This is a genomic window from Actinoplanes teichomyceticus ATCC 31121, assembly GCF_003711105.1.
Taxonomy (GTDB): domain Bacteria; phylum Actinomycetota; class Actinomycetes; order Mycobacteriales; family Micromonosporaceae; genus Actinoplanes; species Actinoplanes teichomyceticus.
Window position 1 is genome coordinate 6,206,188 of sequence record NZ_CP023865.1, and the last position, 17,433, is coordinate 6,223,620.

A 17,433-nucleotide genomic window follows, 5' to 3' on the forward strand; every position below is an offset into this window, starting at 1 on the left:
TCCGGCACACCGCCAAGAATCGGACGGTCGGCCGGTGCGGCATCGTACAAACGGCCCAGTCGGGATAGGCTTTCCGCATGGTCGGCTCGGGAGCGGCACGCCCGCCAGCGATGTCCCCGCTGCCCGTGCGGTCCGCGGGCACGGCGGGATGCGCCGCCCTCGTGCGCTCGTTCGACTGGTCGCGCACCGCGCTGGGGTCGCTCGACCGGTGGGACGCCGCGGTGCGCGCCGCGGTCGATCTGCTCCTCGAGTCGCCGATGCCGATGATGCTGCTCTGCGGCGACGAGTGCCTGGTGCTCTACAACGACGCGTACGCGGGGGTTCTGGGCGCCCTGCACCCGGCGGCCCTGGGCCGGCCGGCGGCGCAGGCCTTCGGCGACGCGTGGGACCAGCCCGGGATGGGTGACGTGATCGCCCGCGTGTTCCGCACCGGTCAGCCGGTGCTGGATCCGGAGAGCCAGGTGACGCTGCACCCGGGCGGGGCGGAGCCGGCCTTCTACACCCGGGGTCACTCGGTGGTGCGCGACTCGGACGGCGCGGTGGCCGGGGTGCTCACCGTGGCGGCCGAGACCACCCAGGTGATCCACCGGCTGCAGAGTCTCGGCGAGCTGACCGCCCGGCTGGCCGGGGCGCTGACCATCGACGACGTCACCCGCGTCGTCCTGGCCTATGCGATGGCGTCCTTCGACCTGGATCACTGCGCGCTCGCCGTCGACGACGGCGGGACGTACCGTTTCGTCCGCCGTATCCGCGGCGAGATGCTGGACGAGGCCGACGAGCGGCTGCCGCCGGTCTGGCGGCACGCCAGCACCGACCCGGCGGCGCCGCTGGTGGTGGCGGCGGAGACCGGCCGGGCGACGTTCGTCGCCGACGGCGAGCCGCTGCGGGCGGTCGCGCAGGACAGGCACGAGAGACGGGTACGATCCCTGGCCGCCCTCCCACTGCGCACGGCCTCCGTCCGTGGCGCGCTGACGATGGGCTTCCGCCGCCCGCACACCTGGCTGCCGGCCGAGCGGGCGCTGCTGCGCGCCGCCGCCGAGCTGGTGGCGCAGGCGGCCGAGCGGGCCCGCCGGTTCGAGGCCCAGCACGGCACCGCCCAGCTGTTGCAACGCAGCATGTTGCCGGAGCACCTGCCCGAGCTGGACACGTTCCGGATCGCCGCGCGCTACGACGTCGGCGTCGACGGCAACGCGGCGGGCGGCGACTTCTACGACGCGTTCCGGCTGACCGACGGGCGGCTGGCCATGGTGCTCGGCGACGTGGCCGGGCACGACGTGCGGGCGGCCGCGGTGATGGGCCAGGTGCGCGCGGCGCTGCGGGCGCTGGCCCTGACCGACCCGGCCCCACCGAGCGTGCTGGCCGGGCTGGACCGGCTGGTCGGCTCGCTGGGCGCCGAGTCCCGCAACGAAGAGATCTTCGTGACCGTGGTGTACGGCGTGCTGGACCCGTCGGACGGCTCGATCACCCTGGCCAGCGCCGGTCATCCGCCGCCGGTGCTGCGCCGCGCCGGCCTGGGCGGCGAGCCGGCCACCGCCGAGCTGGTGAAGGTGCCACCGGGCGCCCCGCTCGGGCTGGGCGGGCGCTGGCAGACCGGCTCGCTGATCCTGGAGCCGGGCGACACCGTTCTCATGTACAGCGACGGCGTGGTGGAGCGCCGCGGCCGTACCCTGAACGCCGGTCTGGACGCCCTGGTGGCGGCCGCGGCCGGGTCGGCGAGCGGCGATCCGCGGAACATGTGCTCGCTGGCCACCGCGGCGGTGGAGGGCACCACGGACGACGACGTGGCGGTGCTCGCCGTCGAGCACGCGCTGGCCATGAGCCGGTCGGCGACCATGCACGTCGCGGCCGAGCCGACCGGCCCGAGCCGGGTCCGGCAGTGGATGACCGCGCGCCTGCGGCACTGGCAGGTGCCGGAGCCGGTGATCGGCGCGGCGATCCTGTGCACCAGTGAGCTGACCACGAACGCGCTGCTGCACGCCGGCACCCCGGCGCAGGTGCACATCGACCTGAACGCGGAGCGGCTGCTGGTCTCGGTGGCCGACACCGGCACCCGGGGCAGCGTGATCCGGGCGCGGGCGGACACGCTGGCCAGCCGGGGCCGCGGGCTCGGCCTGATCGAGGAGCTGAGCGATTCGTGGGGCACCGACCCCACGGTCCGTGGTTCGACGGTCTGGTTCGAGATGCTGCTCAACAGACAGTAACCATCCGTAAGCGAAGACGATTCTCGATGCGCCCTGGAACGCGACCAATGTGAACCATCTTCCGCATTCGTGGCGATCCTCGGGCCAGGGTCACCTGAGTCACTTGCCTACTTACGCTTAGTAGTTTAATACTGCTCCAAACCGGACAATGAACCGTGCGGTGGTGACGAAGCGTTATCAGTGCCGTAGAGTGCTCAATCAACTGGGGACGTCCACCTTGGAGCGGCACATGCGGATCAGAGGCTATGCACCACTGACACCCTGCTGGGTGGAGCTGGCTAGTGCGGACCCTGCGCGAGCGGCGCAGTTCTACGGAGAGTTGTTCGGCTGGGAATCGGCCGGTGATCGTTTCAAGCTGGGCGGCCGTGCCGTGGCGGGGCTGACCCGCAGCCGGCCGGACCGTCCCGACGGATGGCTGACCCACCTCAGCACGCCCGACCTCGAGGAGACCCTGGAGCAGGTCGCCCTGGCCGGCGGCACCTGCCTGAGCCACCCGGCCGACGCACACGGAGGGCGCCGGGCGATCGTGACCGACCCGGCCGGCGCGGTGCTGGGCCTCTGGCAGCCGACCGACTTCGCGGGCGCGCAGGCCGGCGGCGAACCGGGCACGATGTCGTGGCCGGAGTTGATCACCGACGACCCGAACGCGGCGGCCCTGTTCTACGGTTCCGCCTTCGGCTGGCTGCTGCGCCACGACTTCGGCGTCGGCGAGTGGCTCAACCAGGCCCACGACGCCATCGCCGGGCTGGCCTCGGGATACCGCGGCGCCTGGTGGCGGGCGGCGTTCCAGGTGGAGGACACCCGGGCGGCGGCGGACCGCTGCGAGCGTCTCGGCGGCGCGCTGATCTCCGAGCCGGCCGAGGCCGGCCTGACCGAGTTCGCCGAACTGCGGGACCCGTTCGGCGCCCGCTTCACGGTGGCGGCGCCGGTGCACCACCCGGTCGAGCTGACGGTGTCGCTGGGCGCCCTGCCGGCCTTCGAGTAAGGATCGAGCGCTCCCGGACCACGTGCGGCCCGATGCGCCCGATTGGGGCCGCCGGATCCGGGCCGCTCGACGCAGTCCCCTCAGAGCGGGCCGCTCGCCGCGGGCCGCCCGATCCGGGCCACCCGACGCGGGGCAGGGCACGCGCGAGCGGAGCCGGTGGGCGGCCGGTCGGCGAACCGGCTGCGGAGCACGCGGAACACCGCGGAAAGGCCGGCCCCGTGGGGCCGGCCTTCCGCATACCGGCCGCGGTGGCCGGGGCCCGCCACGCCAAACGTCCGGATGTTAAGTTCAGATTTTAAAGAGTATCGTTCCGGGCATGGCCGAACCGCTCAGCGAGACCCAGTTGCAGCACTGGCGCACGTTCATCGAGAGCTCATGGGCCCTGCACACGAGACTTGAGGACGAACTGCGGGCCGCGACCGGTCTGAGCATGAACGACTACCACGTCCTGGTCGCTCTCGCCGAGGCGCCCGGCCGCCGGATCCGGATGGGTGAGCTGGCCAGCCGGATGGTCTTCTCCCCGAGCCGGGTCACCTACCAGATCAGCTCCATGATCAAGCGTGGCCTGGTCGTCAAGGAGAGCTGCCCCGACGACGGGCGCGGCCAGGAGGCCGTGCTCACCGAGCGGGGCCTGACCGCGCTGCGCGAGGCCGCCCCGGCCCACCTGGAAACGGTCCGCAACAGCTTCATCGACCACCTCGACGAGGAGGAGCTGGCCGTCATCGGCCGCGCCTTCGCCAAGATCCGAAAAGGCTGAGCGCCCGCCCGCCACCGTCGGCCGGGTCGTCGACACCCCACAGGCAACTCACCGACGAGCAGGGAGAGTGAGCCCGGGCCCTCGCCGGGAAGGGCGCCGGCCGGACCACGGCGGAACGGTACGCGGAGCAGGCATTGTGATGATCCGAAGCCCCCTCGGTCGGCCGGCTGAACTCGCTGATGGCGCAACGCCATATCGCGGTCCGGGCCGTGCAGCGCCTCCCGGTACCGCAGCCCTTCCCCCTCCCACGGCGAAGCGTGCCAACTGCGCCAGCACGTCCGGGCGCGGCCATCGATGTATGACTCGATGTAGCCGCAGAGCTCGCCGTCAGAGCCGGTGACCGGCACCTTCCCCGCCGGGTCGAAGGGCTTGAACGGCACGTGGTGCATGGACTCTCCCATGACCTGCTCGCAGGCGGCCCGGTACGGCTCGGCGTGCTGGAGCGACGCGTGCCAGGCCGCGTCGACCGGCTCGGCCGGGACGACGCGGTAGGAACGGCCGTCCGGCAGCAGCCGGCCGAAGTCGGGATCGTTCTGCGAGTCGGCGTGGGCCTTCATCATGAGCAGCATCTGCCCGACGGCCGCCGGGCGCAGGTCTTGGTGACCTCCTGCACGGCGGCGAAGTGCTCGGCGAGCTTGTCGAAGGTCTGCGGGTCGGTGCGTGCCGCTTGGAGCAGCTCAGCGGCCAGCGCACTGGCGTCGGCGCCGGCCCGTCGCGGCCGGGCTTTATCGTGCGCCCGGGATGACGCGGCTCACTGTTCTTCAGATTTGAAGCTGAACGCTGGTATTTCAGATTTGAAGGAGCTACGCTCGTGTCATCGAAGTCAGGAGGGCTCGAAATGCCTGCTATCACCGTCGATGACGTCCTCGTTCTGCCCCGTCTGCCGAAGCTCGACCCGGTCGCGACGGCCTACCGCCCGGTGCGCCGCCTGACCACCGCGCCGCAGGGCTACGAGGGCGAGGGCTTCCCGGTCCGCCGCGCCTTCGCCGGCGTCCCGCTGAGCGAGCTGGATCCGTTCATCCACCTGGACCAGATGGGCGAGGTCGACTACGCGCCCGGTGAGCCGAAGGGCACGCCGTGGCATCCGCACCGCGGGTTCGAGACGGTGACCTACATGATCGACGGGATCATGGATCACCAGGACTCGCTCGGCGGCGGTGGCTCGATCTCCAACAGCGACACCCAGTGGATGACCGCCGGCTCGGGCATCCTGCACATCGAGGCACCGCCGGAGCACCTGGTGATGAGCGGCGGCCTCTTCCACGGCCTGCAGCTCTGGGTCAACCTGCCGCGCGCGGCGAAGATGATCGACCCGAAGTACCAGGACATCCGCGGCAAGCAGTCCGCGCTGCTGACCACTCCGGACGGCGGCGCGCTGATCCGGGTGATCGCCGGGGAGATCGCCGGGCACTCCGGCCCGGGCTCGACATTCACCCCGATCAACCTGGCGCACGTCACCCTGCAGCCCGGCGCCCGGCTCGACCTGCCCTGGCAGCCGGAGTACAACGCGCTGGTCTACGCGCTCTCCGGCGAGGGCTGGGTCGGCACCGACCTGCGCCCGATCACCCTGGGTCAGCTGGCCACGCACGGACCGGGGGACGCGATCCGCGTCGAGGCGAAGACCGAGCTGGACCTGTTCGTCATGGGCGGGCGGCCGATCCGCGAGCCGGTGGTGCACTACGGCCCGTTCGTGATGAACACCAGGGCCGAGCTCCGGCAGGCCTTCGAGGACTTCCAGAAGGGCCGGTTGGGGACCATCCCGGCGGCCCGCCTCCCGCACACCGACTGATTCCTTCCGTACGATCCGAGGCCCGGGCCCACGCGCGCAGCGTGCGCCCGGGGCACCGGCCGCAAGCAGGCACACGCCGGGCCGCACGGTCGCGATGCGGCCTCGTCCCGCCGTGCCGGGCTTTCGCCGGGGAGGCCGGCATCTCGGACCGAGGGAGTCACGTGCGCAAACTCGTCTACTACATCGCCGTCACGCTGGACGGCTTCATCGCCGGCCCGGACGGAGCGGACCCCACCGGCCCGGACGGCTTCTGGCCGATCCCGGAGGACTACCTGGGGCACATCGTCGCGGAGTACCCGGAGACCCTGCCCGGCCCGGCGCGGCAGGCGCTGGGCATCACCGCCGGGGGCACCCGGTTCGACACGGCGCTGGAGGGGCGTGCCACCTTCGGCATCGGGCTGCGCGCCGGGCTCACCAACGCCTACCCGCACCTGCGCCACCTGGTGTTCTCGCGGACGCTGACGCAGAGCCCGGACCCGGGCGTCGAGGTGGTCTCCGGCGACCCGGTCGCCCGGGTGCGCGAGCTCAAGCGGGAGCCCGGCAAGGACATCTGGCTCGTCGGCGGAGGCGCCCTGGCCGGGTCCCTCTACGCCGAGATCGACCAGCTCGTCGTCAAGCTGTCGCCGCTGACCGTCGGGGCCGGGGTCCCGCTGTTCGGCCGGGAGGCGGTCTTCGAGCCGCGTGGCTGGGAGCTGACCGGGCACACGGTGCTGGACAGCGGCACGCTCTTCCTCACCTACGACCGGCGCGCTCACGGGCAGGCGCCGGGCTGATCCGCCGTACCGCCGGCCGATCGCCCGGACCACCGCGGGCCGGGCGGCGCTCGGCGGTCCGGGCCGACCGGCCACCGGGCGCCGCGCGGCGGGCGTTAGCGTTTGCCGGGTGCTGACCCGACCGGCCTCACCCGCCGACGCCGCCGAACTCGTCCGGCTGCGCGCCGTCCTGCTGCGCACCTTCACCGCCCGGGAGTGGAACGACGACTGGCGCGAGCCGGCCCACCGCACCCTGACCGAACTGCTCGGGCGGCCGGACGCCGGGCTGGCCGCCTTCGTCGTCGACCGGCCCGGCGGCGGCCTGGCCGCCTGCGCGCTCGGCAGCATCGAGCGCCGCCTGGGCAACCCGTCCAACCCGGACGGGCGGGTCGGTTACGTCTACAACGTCGTCACCGACCCGGACATGCGCCGCCGCGGATACTCCCGGGCCTGCATGAACGCGCTGCTCGGCTGGTTCCGCGAGCGGGGCGTGCGCGCCGTCGACCTGCGCGCCTCGGCCGACGGCGAGCCGCTCTACGAGTCGCTCGGCTTCCGCCGCAGTGCCGAGCCGGGTATGCGCCTGACGATCAGCCGACCGGCCGGGTCTCCAGGGAGCGGGCCAGCTCGTCACGCATCCGGGTGAAGTCCACGCCGCGGTCGGTGAGGATCCGCATCGCCAGGCCCTGACCCTCGCGCAGCATCCCGAGCAGGATGTGCTCCGGCGCGATGAACCGGTGTTTGAGCCGCAGCGCCTCGCGCAACGACAGCTCCAGCACCTTCTTGTTCCGGCCGGAGAACGGGATGCGCCCGGTCGTCGCGTGGAATCTGCCGAGGATCCCCCGCCGCTTGCGCGCCGGCCGGGGCAGATGCAGCGCGCCGGCGCCGAAGTTCTCCTCGATGGCGGCCCGCACCGCCGCCAGGTCGATGCCGATCGCCCGGAGCGCGGCCGCGTCCTCGGCGTCGCGGTCGGCCGCCGCGGCCGCCTCGTCGCCGAGGTCGCCGACCTGCCGGACGACGGCCGCCCGGACGGCCTGCCGGTCGATGCCGGCGTCGCGCAGCACCGCGGCCGCCCCGCTGTCGACGGTGAGCAGCGCGAGCAGCAGATGCTCCGTGTCGATCACCGGATGGCCCAGGGTCCGGGCCTGATCCTGGGCGCCGGTCACGACGGCGCGGGCGCCCTGGGTGAATCGCTCGAACATCTCAGCTCTCCCGCGGGTCGTTCATCGGCATCAGGCGTGCGTGTTTCTTGTGGACCCCCTGGCGGGTCACCTCGAGCGCGTCGGCGATCTCCTGCCAGGACCAGCCCTTGCTTCGCGCATTCGCCACCTGCAGGTGCTCCAGACCCTCCAGCAGGCGCCGCAGCGCCACCACCGCGCGCAGGCCGACCCGGGGGTCGGCGCTGCCCGCGGCGGCGGCGAGATCGGTCGCTTCGGTCATATCGTCAACCTACGTTGACACAGCCCTCATGTCAACCGACGTTGACGGGCATGCCGGAGCGACCCGGGGACTGGGGCTTCCGGGCGTCGCCGGGCGCGCTGGAACCGACCGAGATCCACCACCCCGGCGAGGGCACCGGCCTGGCTGCCGGGCCGATCCCCGGCTGTTGCCGCGGCGGAGGCGGGACGACCGACCCCCGCCGGGATCCCTATGCCGAACCTCCCGCCTGAGGAAGGTGTTCACCAGCGCGGACCGGCGCCGGGCGGACGGCGACCGGGTCGCGCTGCCGGTCCCGGCCCGCGCGACCCGGTCGCCGTCCGGGCTCTCAGGACATGAACAGGATCGCGGTGGTGCCCAGCAGCACCAGCATCAACACCGCGATGAGCAGGCCGGTCTCGGCGGACGGGGCGGCTTCCGGCGCGGACGTGGTGGTCAGCGGCTCGCTGCTCATGGTGGGACTCCTCCGCAGGGTGGGAACGCCACGATCACCGGATGATCGTGTGAAGATGCGCGCGGCGGTCGAGGGGCTTACGGTGAGGGCGTCATCGACCTCAGAGGGGTTGCCCGTGCCATCGGAGGACTGGCTTCTGACCGCCGCCGAACGCGGCAACCCGCACACCGACATACCCGCCTGGTGCGTCGGAAACACCGCTGAACCGCTTATTCACGGAAAAACGTACTTCTCCCGGTTGATGGCCGAGGTGGAGAAGCTCGATGCCGGCGACCACCTGCTGTTCACCGACTGGCGCGGCGACCCCGACGAGCTCGTCGACGACGACGGGCCGACCATCGCCGGGCTGTTCGCCGCCGCCGCCCGCCGCGGGGTGGTCGTGAAGGGCCTGCTCTGGCGGTCCCACCTGGACAAACTCGCCTACAGCGAGGAGGAGAACCGGAACCTCGGCGACGAGGTCCGCGAGGCCGGTGGTGAGGTGCTGCTCGACCAGCGGGTCCGGCGCGGCGGCTCGCACCACCAGAAACTGGTCGTGCTGCGGCACCCCGGACGGCCGGAGCTGGACGTGGCGTTCGCCGGCGGCATCGACCTGTGCCACAGCCGGCGCGACGACGCCGACCACCACGGCGATCCGCAGCCGGTGCGGATGGCGAAGGCCTACGGGCCCACCCCGCCCTGGCACGACGTGCAGCTGGAACTGCGCGGCCCGGTGGTCGGCGCGCTGGATCTGACCTTCCGGGAACGCTGGTGCGATCCGGCGCCGCTGGACCAGCACGGCCCGATCGCCACGGCGATGGACACCGTCAAACACGCCGACCTGCACGCCGACCGGTTGCCGCCGCAGCCGCCCGACCCGCCGCCGGCCGGCCCGCTCACCGTGCAGGTGCTGCGTACCTACCCGGCCATGCGCCCCCGCTACACGTTCGCGCCGCTCGGCGAGCAGACCGTGGCCCGCGGCTACACCAAGGCGATCAAACGGGCCCGCCGGCTGATCTACCTGGAGGACCAGTACCTCTGGTCGGCCGAGGTGGCCCAGCTGTTCGCCGAGGCGCTGGCGGCCAACCCGCAGCTGCACCTGATCGCCGTGGTGCCCCGCCACCCGGACGTGGACGGCCGGTTCGCGCTGCCGCCCAACCAGGTCGGCCGGCAACAGGCGATCGACCTGTGCACGCACGCGGCCGCCGACCGGGTGCACGTGTTCGACCTGGAGAACCACGCGGGCACCCCGATCTACGTGCACGCCAAGGTGTGCGTGGTCGACGACGTGTGGTGCAGCGTGGGCAGCGACAACTTCAACCGTCGCTCGTGGACGCACGACAGCGAGCTGTCCTGTGCGATCCTGGACGAGACCCGCGACCGGCGCGAGCCGCGGGACCCGGCCGGGCTGGGCGACGGGGCCCGGCGTTTCCCGCGTGAGCTGCGGCTCGCGCTGACGCGCGAACATCTCGACCGCGCCGACGGCGACGACGAGGACCTGCTGGACCCGGCCGCGATCGTACGTACGATGACCGCCGCCGCCGAACGCCTGCGCGACTGGCGCGACGGTGGCCGCCGCGGGCCGCGCCCGCCGGGCCGGCTGATCCCGCACCGCAACGCCCGGCTGCCGTGGTACCAGCGGGCCTGGGCGACCCCGGCATACCGCCTGATCTACGACCCGGACGGCCGCGCGTGGCGGGACCGCCGGGCCGGCCGGTGGTGAGGGGTATACCTGGCCATACCCCGATCGGGAAGCCAGGGGGATGGGCCGGACCCGACCGGCTGCCTACGGTGGGTCCGTGTCCACCACAAGCCTGCACGCGGCCCTTCGCGACCGCCGCTATCTGCTCACCGCCTGGCCGTGGCGATCGTCGCTGTTCCTGGCCACCACCGCGGTCGTCGCCGCTCCCCTGGCCTGCGGCGTCTGGCTGCTGCTGCTCCCGCTGCTGGTGGCGGTCCGCGAGATCGGCCACGGCCGGCTGCCCGACCCGGCCGTGAGCTTGCTGCTCGTGGTCGCCGCCGTGCTGCTGGCCGTCGGGGCGCCGCTGACCGCGCCGGGGGTCGCCGCGGTGGAACGGCGCCGTCTGCGCCTGGTCGACCCGCGCCCGCTGCGCGGCAGCCGACCGGCCGGGCTGGCCGCCCTGCTGCGTGCCGAGGCGACCTGGCGCGCGGCGCTCTACACCGTGCTGCTCGCCGTGCTGGCCCCGCCGATCCTGGTCGGCGCCGGCGTGGCGCTGCTCATCGACACGATGATGCTGGCCAGCCCGCTGACCTCCGGCACCTGGCAGCTCGGCGCCTACCGGGTGCACGGCGGCGGGCCGGCGAGCATCCCGGTCTGCCTGGTCGGGCTGCTGCTCACGCCCGCCCTGCTCTACCTGGCCGGCGCGCTCGCCGCCGGGCACGCCATGCTGCTGCGCCGGCTGCTCGGCGCCGGTGATCCGCTGCGCGACCAGCTCAGCGAGGTGGCCCAGTCGCGGGCCCGGCTCGCCGACGCGTTCGACGCCGAACGCCGCCGGATCGAGCGCGATCTGCACGACGGCGCCCAGCACCGGCTCACCAGCCTCACCCTGCACCTGGGCATGGCCCGCCTGGACCTGCCGGAGGACTCCCCCGCGGCCGGCCCGCTCGGGCTGGCGCACGCCCAGGCCAAGGAGCTGATGGTGGTGCTGCGCGACCTGGTGCACGGGATCCGCCCGCAGGTGCTGACCGATCTCGGACTGCCGGCCGCGCTGCGCGAGCTGGCCGCCAGCTCGCCGGTACCGGTGACGGTCGATGCCCGGCTCAGCACGCGGCCACCGGAGGGGATCGAGACCACGGCGTACTTCGTGGCCGCGGAAGCGCTGACCAACGTGGCCAAACACGCCGGCGCCACCCGGGCCGGAGTCCGGGTGCGCGGCGGCGGCGCCCGGATCGACCTGGAGATCGAGGACGACGGCCGGGGCGGGGCCGACCCGTCCGGCGGCAGCGGGCTGACCGGGCTCGCCGACCGGGTGGCGGCGGCCGGCGGCCGGTTGCTGCTGGCCAGCCCGGCCGGCGGGCCGACCCTGCTGCGGGTGGAGCTGCCATGTCCGCGGTGAACCCGGTGGCCGCCGACAGCCGGGTGGTGCTCGCCGAGGACGGGGTGCTGCTGCGCGAGGGCCTGATCGGGGTGCTGGGCCGGTTCGGTTTCCGGGTGGTGGACGCGGTCGGCGACGCGGAGGACCTGATGGTGTCGGTCGGCGTGCACCGGCCCGACCTGGTGATCACCGACATCAAGATGCCGCCCGGTTTCCGGGACGAGGGGCTGCGGGCCGCGGTGCGCCTGCGACAGGAGCGCCCGGGCCTGCCGGTGGTCGTGCTCAGCCAGTACGTGCAGGAGGAGTACGCCTCGGACCTGATCGGCACCGGGGACGGGGTGGGATACCTGCTCAAGGACCGGGTGGCCGACATCGCCGAGTTCGTCGCCGCGCTGCGCACCGTGCTGGCCGGCGGCACCGTCGTCGACCCCGAGGTGGTGCGGCGGCTGCTGCACCGCCCCCGGGACCCGATCGCCGGACTGTCGCCGCGGGAACGCGAGGTGCTCGGGTTGATCGCCGAGGGGCGGTCGAACTCGGCGATCGCGAGCGCGCTGTTCGTCAGCGAGACCGCGGTCGGCAAACACGTCGGCAACATCCTGGCCAAGCTGGGCCTGCCGCCGACCGACGACACCAACCGGCGGGTGATGGCCGTGCTGGCCTGGCTCCGCTTCACTCCGCGGGAGGACGCCGGATGACCGGCGCTGCGGTCATCCGGGGGGCGGATCGCCGGGGTCGCGCCCGGCCGGCGGCGGGCTCGCGGCAGACCGGGGTGGAGATCAGGCCCGTTCGCTTCCCGGCGGGAGTTCCCACGTCCGGGGGACGAGGATCGGCGTGCCGGGGGCGCCGCCGGGGCCGAGGGTGATCCGCCAGGCGCGGATGGGCGGGCGGTTCAGGCGCCACCAGCGGTCGATCAGCGCGGTGGCGACCGCGGTGTACCGCTCGGCCTCCGCGCCGCCGGCCAGGACCGCGCCGTCCGGCAGGATCACCGCGCCACCGGCGCCGGTCGCGTCGAGCAGGGCGAGGTGGCCCTGCTCACGGTCGGGCAGCGATGCCAGGGTGGCGCGCCGGTGCCAGGCGCCGGCGGCATACCAGAGATCGCGGTAGACGACCACGTCCAGCGACCCCCACCGGGCCGGCGCGGCGCCGGTGAGTCCGGCCAGCGTGCCGGGCGACGGCGGGTGGCTGCCCGCGTGGCGGGCGCCGAGCGGGCCGGCCGCGCTCATGAAACCGGCCGGGCACAGCACGGTGGCGGTCATCGGGTCCGCCGGCCGGGTGGCCAGCACCGGATGGTGCCCGGCGTGCTCGATCGGGGCGAGCACGAAGCCGCCCGGGGCGAGTTGCTCGAACCAGTGCGGGGAGAAGCCGGCGACGCCGACGGTCACGACGACCCGGTCGTACCGGGAATCGGGTGTGCCGAGGTAACCGTCGCCGGCGACGACCCGCACCCCGGCGATGCCGGCCCGCCGCAGCGCCCCGCGCGCCCGCGCGGCCACGTCCTCCTGTACGTCCACACTGGTCACCTCGGCCCCGAGCGTCGCCAGCAGCGCGGCGTTGTAACCGGTCCCGGCCCCGATCTCGAGCACCCGCATCCCGGGCCGCACGTCCAGCCCGGCCAGCATGAGCGCCATCAGCGACGGCTGGCTGGACGAGCTGACCGGCACGTCCCCGTCCAGCTTGGTGACCAGCACGTCGTTGCGGTACACCGAGCGCAGGAACTCCGGGTCGCCCGGCACGACCCGGCTGCCGTCGCGCCGGTGGAAGCCGTCCGGCACGAACAGCTCGCGGGGCACGCTCGCGAAGGCCTCGGCCAGCCGCGGCGGCAGCCGTACGCCGTCGTGCCGGATCTCGTCGACGAAGTCGCGCCGTACATCCGCCATGCCTGCCGCGGTACGTAACCCGGCGCCCGTGCGGCGGCCGGCGGCGACCCGGCTTGCGCGTCGCGCTCGGCGAGGTGGCCGGGCCGTGCCCGGCGTCGACGATGGCCCCGGCACGTGACACGACCGGCGGCGGCGCCGGAGTGCGTCAGCGGTCGCCGGCCGCCACCGCCGCGGCCAGCCGGTCCGGCACGTCACCGGCGTGGTACGGCCACTCCGACTGCTCGATGCGGGCCAGGAACCCGGCGTACGTGGCCGCCCCCAGCAGCGCGGCGACCGGCCGCAACAGCTCGGCCGCCCGCTCCGGATCACAGCCGGGCACGGTCTCCCGCCAGCGCCGCGCCCACTCCGTGACGATCGGCTCCGGCGCGTCCATGCCCTCGGTGAGCCGCAGCAGGTCGAACGCCGGGTTGCCGAGCGCGGAATCACCCCAGTCGATGATCACGACATGGCCGTCGGCGTCGGTGCGCACGTTGCCCGGGTGCAGGTCGCCGTGCACCAGGGTGTCCGGCAGCCCGCAGTCGGCGACCGCGGCCAGCCGGTGCGGCAGCCCGTCGATCAGGTCGGCCAGCCCGGCGATGTCACCCAGGTACGGTTCGGCCACGCAGGCGAACCGCTCGGCGTCCAGGCGGCGGTCCGGCACGCCCGCGGCGAGCAGCTGCCGCACCCGGCCGGCGTAGTGCGCCTGCACCGGGTGGAACAGCTCGCCGATCGCCGCGCGCAGCTCCGGGCCGGCGCCGTACCGGTCGGCGCCGGGCACGTGCGTGAGCAGCATCCGCCCGGACGGGCCGGCCGCCAGCACGTACGGCACCAGGTCCGGCGCCACGTCGGCGACCAGGCCGAGCACCGCCGGCTCGTGCGCGAAGAAGGCCGGCACCTGCTTGAGCCAGGCGACCGGGCCGTCCGGGCCGTCCATCCGCCAGATCGCCGACAGGTTCCAGGTGCGCTGCTGGTGGGCGGTGACCGTGCCGAACCCGAGCCGGTCCAGCACCCCGGACGCCCACGCCAGCGACGCGGCCGGCCCGCCCGGCTCGGCCCACGGCGCGCGCAGCGCGTGCGGCACCAGGTCGGCGCCGAGCGGGATCAGATCGTCCGGGCGCTCCCGGGTCTCGGCCAGGTAGGTGACGTGCCCGCCGGGCGGCGCCTCCCGGTCGGCGTGCAGCAGCCGCAGCACGGTCACCTCCACGCCGGCCCCGGCGACCACCTCCGCCACGTCCTGCCACCACGGGCTGGCGACCGGGAACGGCGGCAGCGCGCCGAGCAGCACGCCGGCCGGGTCGACCAGCACCAGGGTCACGGTTCGACGCATTGCCTCATTCTGGCCCACAGGTGCCCACGATCGGCGCGCCCGTGCAGACGCAGCCGCGCCATTCCGCCGTCGGGAAAGATGTCCAGCCGCACCCGGCCCACCTGTGGGGCCTTGACCAGCGGGAACCGGTGCGCGGTGTCCGGGCGCAGGGCCGTGCGGGGCAGCAGCTCGACGTGGTCGCCGTCCGCGGTGACGCCGGTGAGGGCGGCCCAGCCCGGGGCGTTGCCCTTGAAGTGGCTGGTGTCCAGGTCGGCGAAACGCAGCCGGGCCGGGGCGGCCAGCTGCACCAGCACCCAGTCGTTGGCGTCGTCACGCCGCCGGGACGTCTCCCAGCCGTCGCCCATGTTCTGCGCCAGCCCGGGCATCAGCATCCGCTGCGGATGGCCGTAGAACATGTCGCTGCAGTCGACGACGCGTCCGCCGTACTCGGCCGCGGCCACGTCGAAGATCTTCGGCAGCAGCGCCGGGTCGGGCACCACCACGCCGTGCACCCGCAGGCGGGCCACGCCGCCGTCCGGGTAGATGTTGAGCCGTACGTGGGTGAACCGGCGCCGGTCGGTGACCGCGAACCGGTTCGCACGGTCACCCCCGAGCTCCCGGCGCGACACGAGCGCGACCCAGTCGGCCGCGGCGAGCTGCTCCGGGCCGGGATAGCCGGGCAGCGCGACCGCGTCGAGCGACGCGTACGGCGGGTAGTTGCCGGTGAAGAACGCGGTGTCGACCTCCACCCCGTGGATCACCCCGGGCGTGCCCAGCCGGACGACCGCGAAGTCGTGTCCCGGGCTGCGGCGGCGACGGGTCTCCCAGCCGTCGTACACCTGGCCCCGGTGGTCGAAGGTGCGCGGCGCGTGCCCGGGCGCGGACGGCAGCACCAGATGGTCGGCGGCGGCGAAGAACTCGTCGCTGGCCAGCACGACGCCCCCGCCGAAGGCCCGCGACGCGAGGTCGGGCAGCGTGGTGAAGTCGGCCATCAGCGCTCCTTTCGATCCAGCAACCGGCCGTGCGGCACGGCGCCGGTCACCGGCCGCCCGCGCAGCCAGGTGGCGCGGACCACGCCGCGCAGGGTCCGGCCCGCGTAGGGCGTCACCGGGTTGCGGTGGTGCAGGGCGTGCGGATCGACCACGAATTCGGCGTCCGGGTCGAACGCCACCAGGTCGGCGTCCGCACCGGCCGCGATCCGGCCCTTGTGCCGCAGCCCGACCAGATCGGCCGGGCGGCTCGCCATCCAGCTGACCACGTCGGTGAGCGGATGCCCGCGGGCGTTCGCGGAGGTCCAGATCACCGGGAGGCCGAGCTGCACCGACGCGATGCCGCCCCAGGCCGCGGCGAAGTCGCCGGTGTCGCGCCGCTTCAGCTGCGGGGTGCACGGCGAGTGGTCGCTGACCACGCAGCTGATCAGCCCTTCGGCCAGGGCCGCCCACAGCCGGTCGGCGTTGGCCGAGTCGCGGATCGGCGGACAGCACTTGAACTCGGTGGCGCCGTCCGGGATCCGGCCGGCGTCCAGCGTGAGGTAGTGCGGGCAGGTCTCGGCGCTCACCCGTACCCCCTCGGCGCGCGCCCGGGCGATCAGCGGCAGCGCGGAGGCGGCCGACAGGTGCAGGATGTGGACCCGCCGCCCGGCGGCGCGCGCGACCGCGATCGCGGTCGCGACCGCGGCGTTCTCGGCGTCGGCCGGGCGGGAGGCGAGGAAATCGGCGTACGCGGTGGAGCCGGCCGCCTCGCGCAGGCGCCCCGGGTCCTCGGCGTGCACCACGAACAGCGCGTCCACGGCCCGCATCGCCGCGCCGAGCTGGCCGGCGTCGACCGGCGGGAACTCCGGGACCCCGGAATCGGCGAGGAACGCCTTGAAGCCGAACACCCCGGCGTCGTGCAGCGCGGGCAGCCGGGACGCGTTGCCGGGGACGACGCCGCCCCAGAAGCCCACGTCGACGTGACACTGTCCGGTCGCCGCCGCCCGCTTGACCTCCAGCGCGGCGGCGTCGACGGTGGGCGGGAGGCTGTTCAGCGGCATGTCGACGATGGTCGTGACGCCGCCGGCCGCGGCCGCCCTGGTCGCGGTGGCAAAGCCCTCCCACTCGGTACGGCCCGGCTCGTTCACGTGCACGTGGGTGTCCACCAGCCCGGGCAGCAGCACGGTGTCGCCCAGATCGACGTCCTCGGCGGCGCTCACCCCCGCGTCGTACGGATGGATCGCGACGATCCGCCCGGCGCCGACCTCCACCGCCGCCGGGGTCTCACCGCCCGGCGTGATCGCCCGGCGGGACCGCACCACGAGCTCGACCATGGCCCGACCCTAGCGGCGGTTTGTTTCCGGCGACGCCCCCGCGCCCGCGATCATGGGCGCCGGGTTTCCTCGCGTAACCTCTGGTCTCATGGCGCGAAGGTGGGGACTCGCATTGTTCAGCGCGGTCTGCGGGACGATCGTCGCCGCCGCCAAGCTGGCCCAGCAGGCGCCCGGTGCGGCGGCGGTCCTGCTGGCGATCTTCCTGGTGCTGGCGCTGGTCACGTCGCCGCTGATCTTCCCGCGCCCGGTGCCGGTGGCCGAGGCGGCCGGCAGCGGCCGGCCGGTGGTCTACTGGCGTCCCGGCTGCCCGTACTGCCTGCGCCTGCGCGCCCGGCTGGGCCCGGAAGCGGCCCGGCTGGTGTGGGTCGACATCTGGCGTGACCCGGAGGGCGCCGCGGTCGTCCGCGGCATCACCGGTGGCGACGAGACCGTGCCGACCGTCGTCCTGGACGGTGAGGGGCACGTCAATCCCGACCCCCAGTGGGTGCGCGAGCGGCTGCGGGCCGTCTAGCGCGCCCCCGCCGCGGGGGAAGTCCGGTGGCTGCCGGCCGGCCTCGCCAGC

17 protein-coding genes are annotated in these 17,433 nt (G+C 74.1%); 10 read left to right on the forward strand and 7 right to left on the reverse strand.

Going from position 1 to position 17,433, the window contains the following annotated elements:
* Positions 1-77 precede the first annotated feature (77 nt).
* The 6 genes from ACTEI_RS27235 (at position 78) to ACTEI_RS27260 (ending at position 7,127) form a co-directional block, all read left to right on the forward strand.
* A complete protein-coding gene (locus tag ACTEI_RS27235) occupies positions 78-2,201 on the forward strand; it encodes an ATP-binding SpoIIE family protein phosphatase (protein WP_122980264.1) in 2,124 nt (707 codons plus the stop codon).
* Between the two features lie 268 nt (positions 2,202-2,469).
* Complete coding sequence (locus tag ACTEI_RS27240) at positions 2,470-3,186, forward strand: VOC family protein (RefSeq protein WP_239082351.1); 717 nt, start codon at positions 2,470-2,472, stop codon at positions 3,184-3,186.
* A 316-nt stretch (positions 3,187-3,502) separates the two neighbouring features.
* On the forward strand, positions 3,503-3,943 hold the full coding sequence (locus ACTEI_RS27245; RefSeq protein WP_122980266.1) for a MarR family winged helix-turn-helix transcriptional regulator: 441 nt from the start codon (positions 3,503-3,505) through the stop codon (positions 3,941-3,943).
* Between the two features lie 838 nt (positions 3,944-4,781).
* Entirely contained in the window at positions 4,782-5,732 is a 951-nt protein-coding gene (locus ACTEI_RS27250) for a pirin family protein (RefSeq protein WP_122980267.1), read from the forward strand.
* Between the two features lie 161 nt (positions 5,733-5,893).
* On the forward strand, positions 5,894-6,505 hold the full coding sequence (locus tag ACTEI_RS27255) for a dihydrofolate reductase family protein (RefSeq protein ID WP_122980268.1): 612 nt from the start codon (positions 5,894-5,896) through the stop codon (positions 6,503-6,505).
* Between the two features lie 109 nt (positions 6,506-6,614).
* The gene (locus ACTEI_RS27260) at positions 6,615-7,127 is read left to right on the forward strand and encodes a GNAT family N-acetyltransferase (protein WP_122980269.1); all 513 of its coding nucleotides are present in this window, start codon (positions 6,615-6,617) and stop codon (positions 7,125-7,127) included.
* On the opposite strand, the gene ACTEI_RS27265 is transcribed toward ACTEI_RS27260, so the two are convergent.
* The 3 genes from ACTEI_RS27265 to ACTEI_RS39060 form a co-directional block, all read right to left on the reverse strand.
* A complete protein-coding gene (locus tag ACTEI_RS27265; RefSeq protein WP_122980270.1) occupies positions 7,072-7,683 on the reverse strand; it encodes a Clp protease N-terminal domain-containing protein in 612 nt (203 codons plus the stop codon). The genes ACTEI_RS27260 and ACTEI_RS27265 overlap by 56 nt on opposite strands.
* Before the next feature lies 1 nt (position 7,684).
* A complete protein-coding gene (locus ACTEI_RS27270; protein WP_122980271.1) occupies positions 7,685-7,921 on the reverse strand; it encodes a helix-turn-helix domain-containing protein in 237 nt (78 codons plus the stop codon).
* 325 nt (positions 7,922-8,246) lie between these two features.
* Entirely contained in the window at positions 8,247-8,372 is a 126-nt protein-coding gene (locus tag ACTEI_RS39060) for a hypothetical protein (protein ID WP_262384716.1), read from the reverse strand.
* A gap of 55 nt (positions 8,373-8,427) precedes the next feature.
* On the opposite strand from ACTEI_RS39060, the gene ACTEI_RS27275 reads away from it, so the two are divergent.
* The 3 genes from ACTEI_RS27275 to ACTEI_RS27285 all read left to right on the forward strand — a co-directional run bounded on the left by ACTEI_RS27275 (position 8,428) and on the right by ACTEI_RS27285 (position 12,099).
* A complete protein-coding gene (locus ACTEI_RS27275) occupies positions 8,428-10,071 on the forward strand; it encodes a phospholipase D family protein (RefSeq protein WP_372443252.1) in 1,644 nt (547 codons plus the stop codon).
* Between the two features lie 76 nt (positions 10,072-10,147).
* Positions 10,148-11,425: a sensor histidine kinase gene (locus ACTEI_RS27280; protein ID WP_239082350.1), complete on the forward strand. Its 1,278-nt coding sequence runs from the start codon at positions 10,148-10,150 to the stop codon at positions 11,423-11,425.
* Positions 11,413-12,099: a response regulator gene (locus tag ACTEI_RS27285; RefSeq protein WP_187645938.1), complete on the forward strand. Its 687-nt coding sequence runs from the start codon at positions 11,413-11,415 to the stop codon at positions 12,097-12,099. Before ACTEI_RS27280 ends, ACTEI_RS27285 begins: the two co-directional genes overlap by 13 nt.
* A gap of 81 nt (positions 12,100-12,180) precedes the next feature.
* Here the strand turns inward: ACTEI_RS27285 and ACTEI_RS27290 are convergent, their stop codons facing one another.
* From ACTEI_RS27290 to allB, 4 genes are all read right to left on the reverse strand, one after another.
* The gene (locus ACTEI_RS27290; RefSeq protein ID WP_122980274.1) at positions 12,181-13,281 is read right to left on the reverse strand and encodes a protein-L-isoaspartate O-methyltransferase family protein; all 1,101 of its coding nucleotides are present in this window, start codon (positions 13,279-13,281) and stop codon (positions 12,181-12,183) included.
* Positions 13,282-13,426: 145 nt separating this feature from the next.
* Positions 13,427-14,587, reverse strand: coding sequence for an aminoglycoside phosphotransferase family protein (locus ACTEI_RS27295; RefSeq protein WP_122980275.1), 1,161 nt, complete (start codon positions 14,585-14,587; stop codon positions 13,427-13,429).
* Complete coding sequence (gene alc, locus ACTEI_RS27300; RefSeq protein ID WP_122980276.1) at positions 14,572-15,558, reverse strand: allantoicase; 987 nt, start codon at positions 15,556-15,558, stop codon at positions 14,572-14,574. Before alc ends, ACTEI_RS27295 begins: the two co-directional genes overlap by 16 nt.
* The gene (gene allB / locus ACTEI_RS27305) at positions 15,558-16,871 is read right to left on the reverse strand and encodes an allantoinase AllB (protein ID WP_122980277.1); all 1,314 of its coding nucleotides are present in this window, start codon (positions 16,869-16,871) and stop codon (positions 15,558-15,560) included. Before allB ends, alc begins: the two co-directional genes overlap by 1 nt.
* A gap of 88 nt (positions 16,872-16,959) precedes the next feature.
* On the opposite strand from allB, the gene ACTEI_RS27310 reads away from it, so the two are divergent.
* Positions 16,960-17,382 carry a glutaredoxin domain-containing protein gene (locus ACTEI_RS27310; protein WP_122980278.1) on the forward strand — a complete coding sequence of 141 codons (423 nt, stop codon included), beginning with the start codon at positions 16,960-16,962 and terminating at the stop codon, positions 17,380-17,382.
* Positions 17,383-17,433 lie beyond the last annotated feature (51 nt).

Coding starts and splice junctions, on each gene's coding strand:
- ACTEI_RS27295 (WP_122980275.1), bottom strand. CDS start 14,587: ATGCGTCGAACCGTGACCCTGGTGCTGGTCGACCCGGCCGGCGTGCTG.
- ACTEI_RS27310 (WP_122980278.1), top strand. CDS start 16,960: ATGGCGCGAAGGTGGGGACTCGCATTGTTCAGCGCGGTCTGCGGGACG.
- ACTEI_RS39060 (WP_262384716.1), bottom strand. CDS start 8,372: ATGAGCAGCGAGCCGCTGACCACCACGTCCGCGCCGGAAGCCGCCCCG.
- ACTEI_RS27245 (WP_122980266.1), top strand. CDS start 3,503: ATGGCCGAACCGCTCAGCGAGACCCAGTTGCAGCACTGGCGCACGTTC.
- allB (WP_122980277.1), bottom strand. CDS start 16,871: ATGGTCGAGCTCGTGGTGCGGTCCCGCCGGGCGATCACGCCGGGCGGT.
- ACTEI_RS27270 (WP_122980271.1), bottom strand. CDS start 7,921: ATGACCGAAGCGACCGATCTCGCCGCCGCCGCGGGCAGCGCCGACCCC.
- alc (WP_122980276.1), bottom strand. CDS start 15,558: ATGGCCGACTTCACCACGCTGCCCGACCTCGCGTCGCGGGCCTTCGGC.
- ACTEI_RS27275 (WP_372443252.1), top strand. CDS start 8,428: ATGCGCGCGGCGGTCGAGGGGCTTACGGTGAGGGCGTCATCGACCTCA.
- ACTEI_RS27235 (WP_122980264.1), top strand. CDS start 78: ATGGTCGGCTCGGGAGCGGCACGCCCGCCAGCGATGTCCCCGCTGCCC.
- ACTEI_RS27265 (WP_122980270.1), bottom strand. CDS start 7,683: ATGTTCGAGCGATTCACCCAGGGCGCCCGCGCCGTCGTGACCGGCGCC.
- ACTEI_RS27285 (WP_187645938.1), top strand. CDS start 11,413: ATGTCCGCGGTGAACCCGGTGGCCGCCGACAGCCGGGTGGTGCTCGCC.
- ACTEI_RS27290 (WP_122980274.1), bottom strand. CDS start 13,281: ATGGCGGATGTACGGCGCGACTTCGTCGACGAGATCCGGCACGACGGC.
- ACTEI_RS27250 (WP_122980267.1), top strand. CDS start 4,782: ATGCCTGCTATCACCGTCGATGACGTCCTCGTTCTGCCCCGTCTGCCG.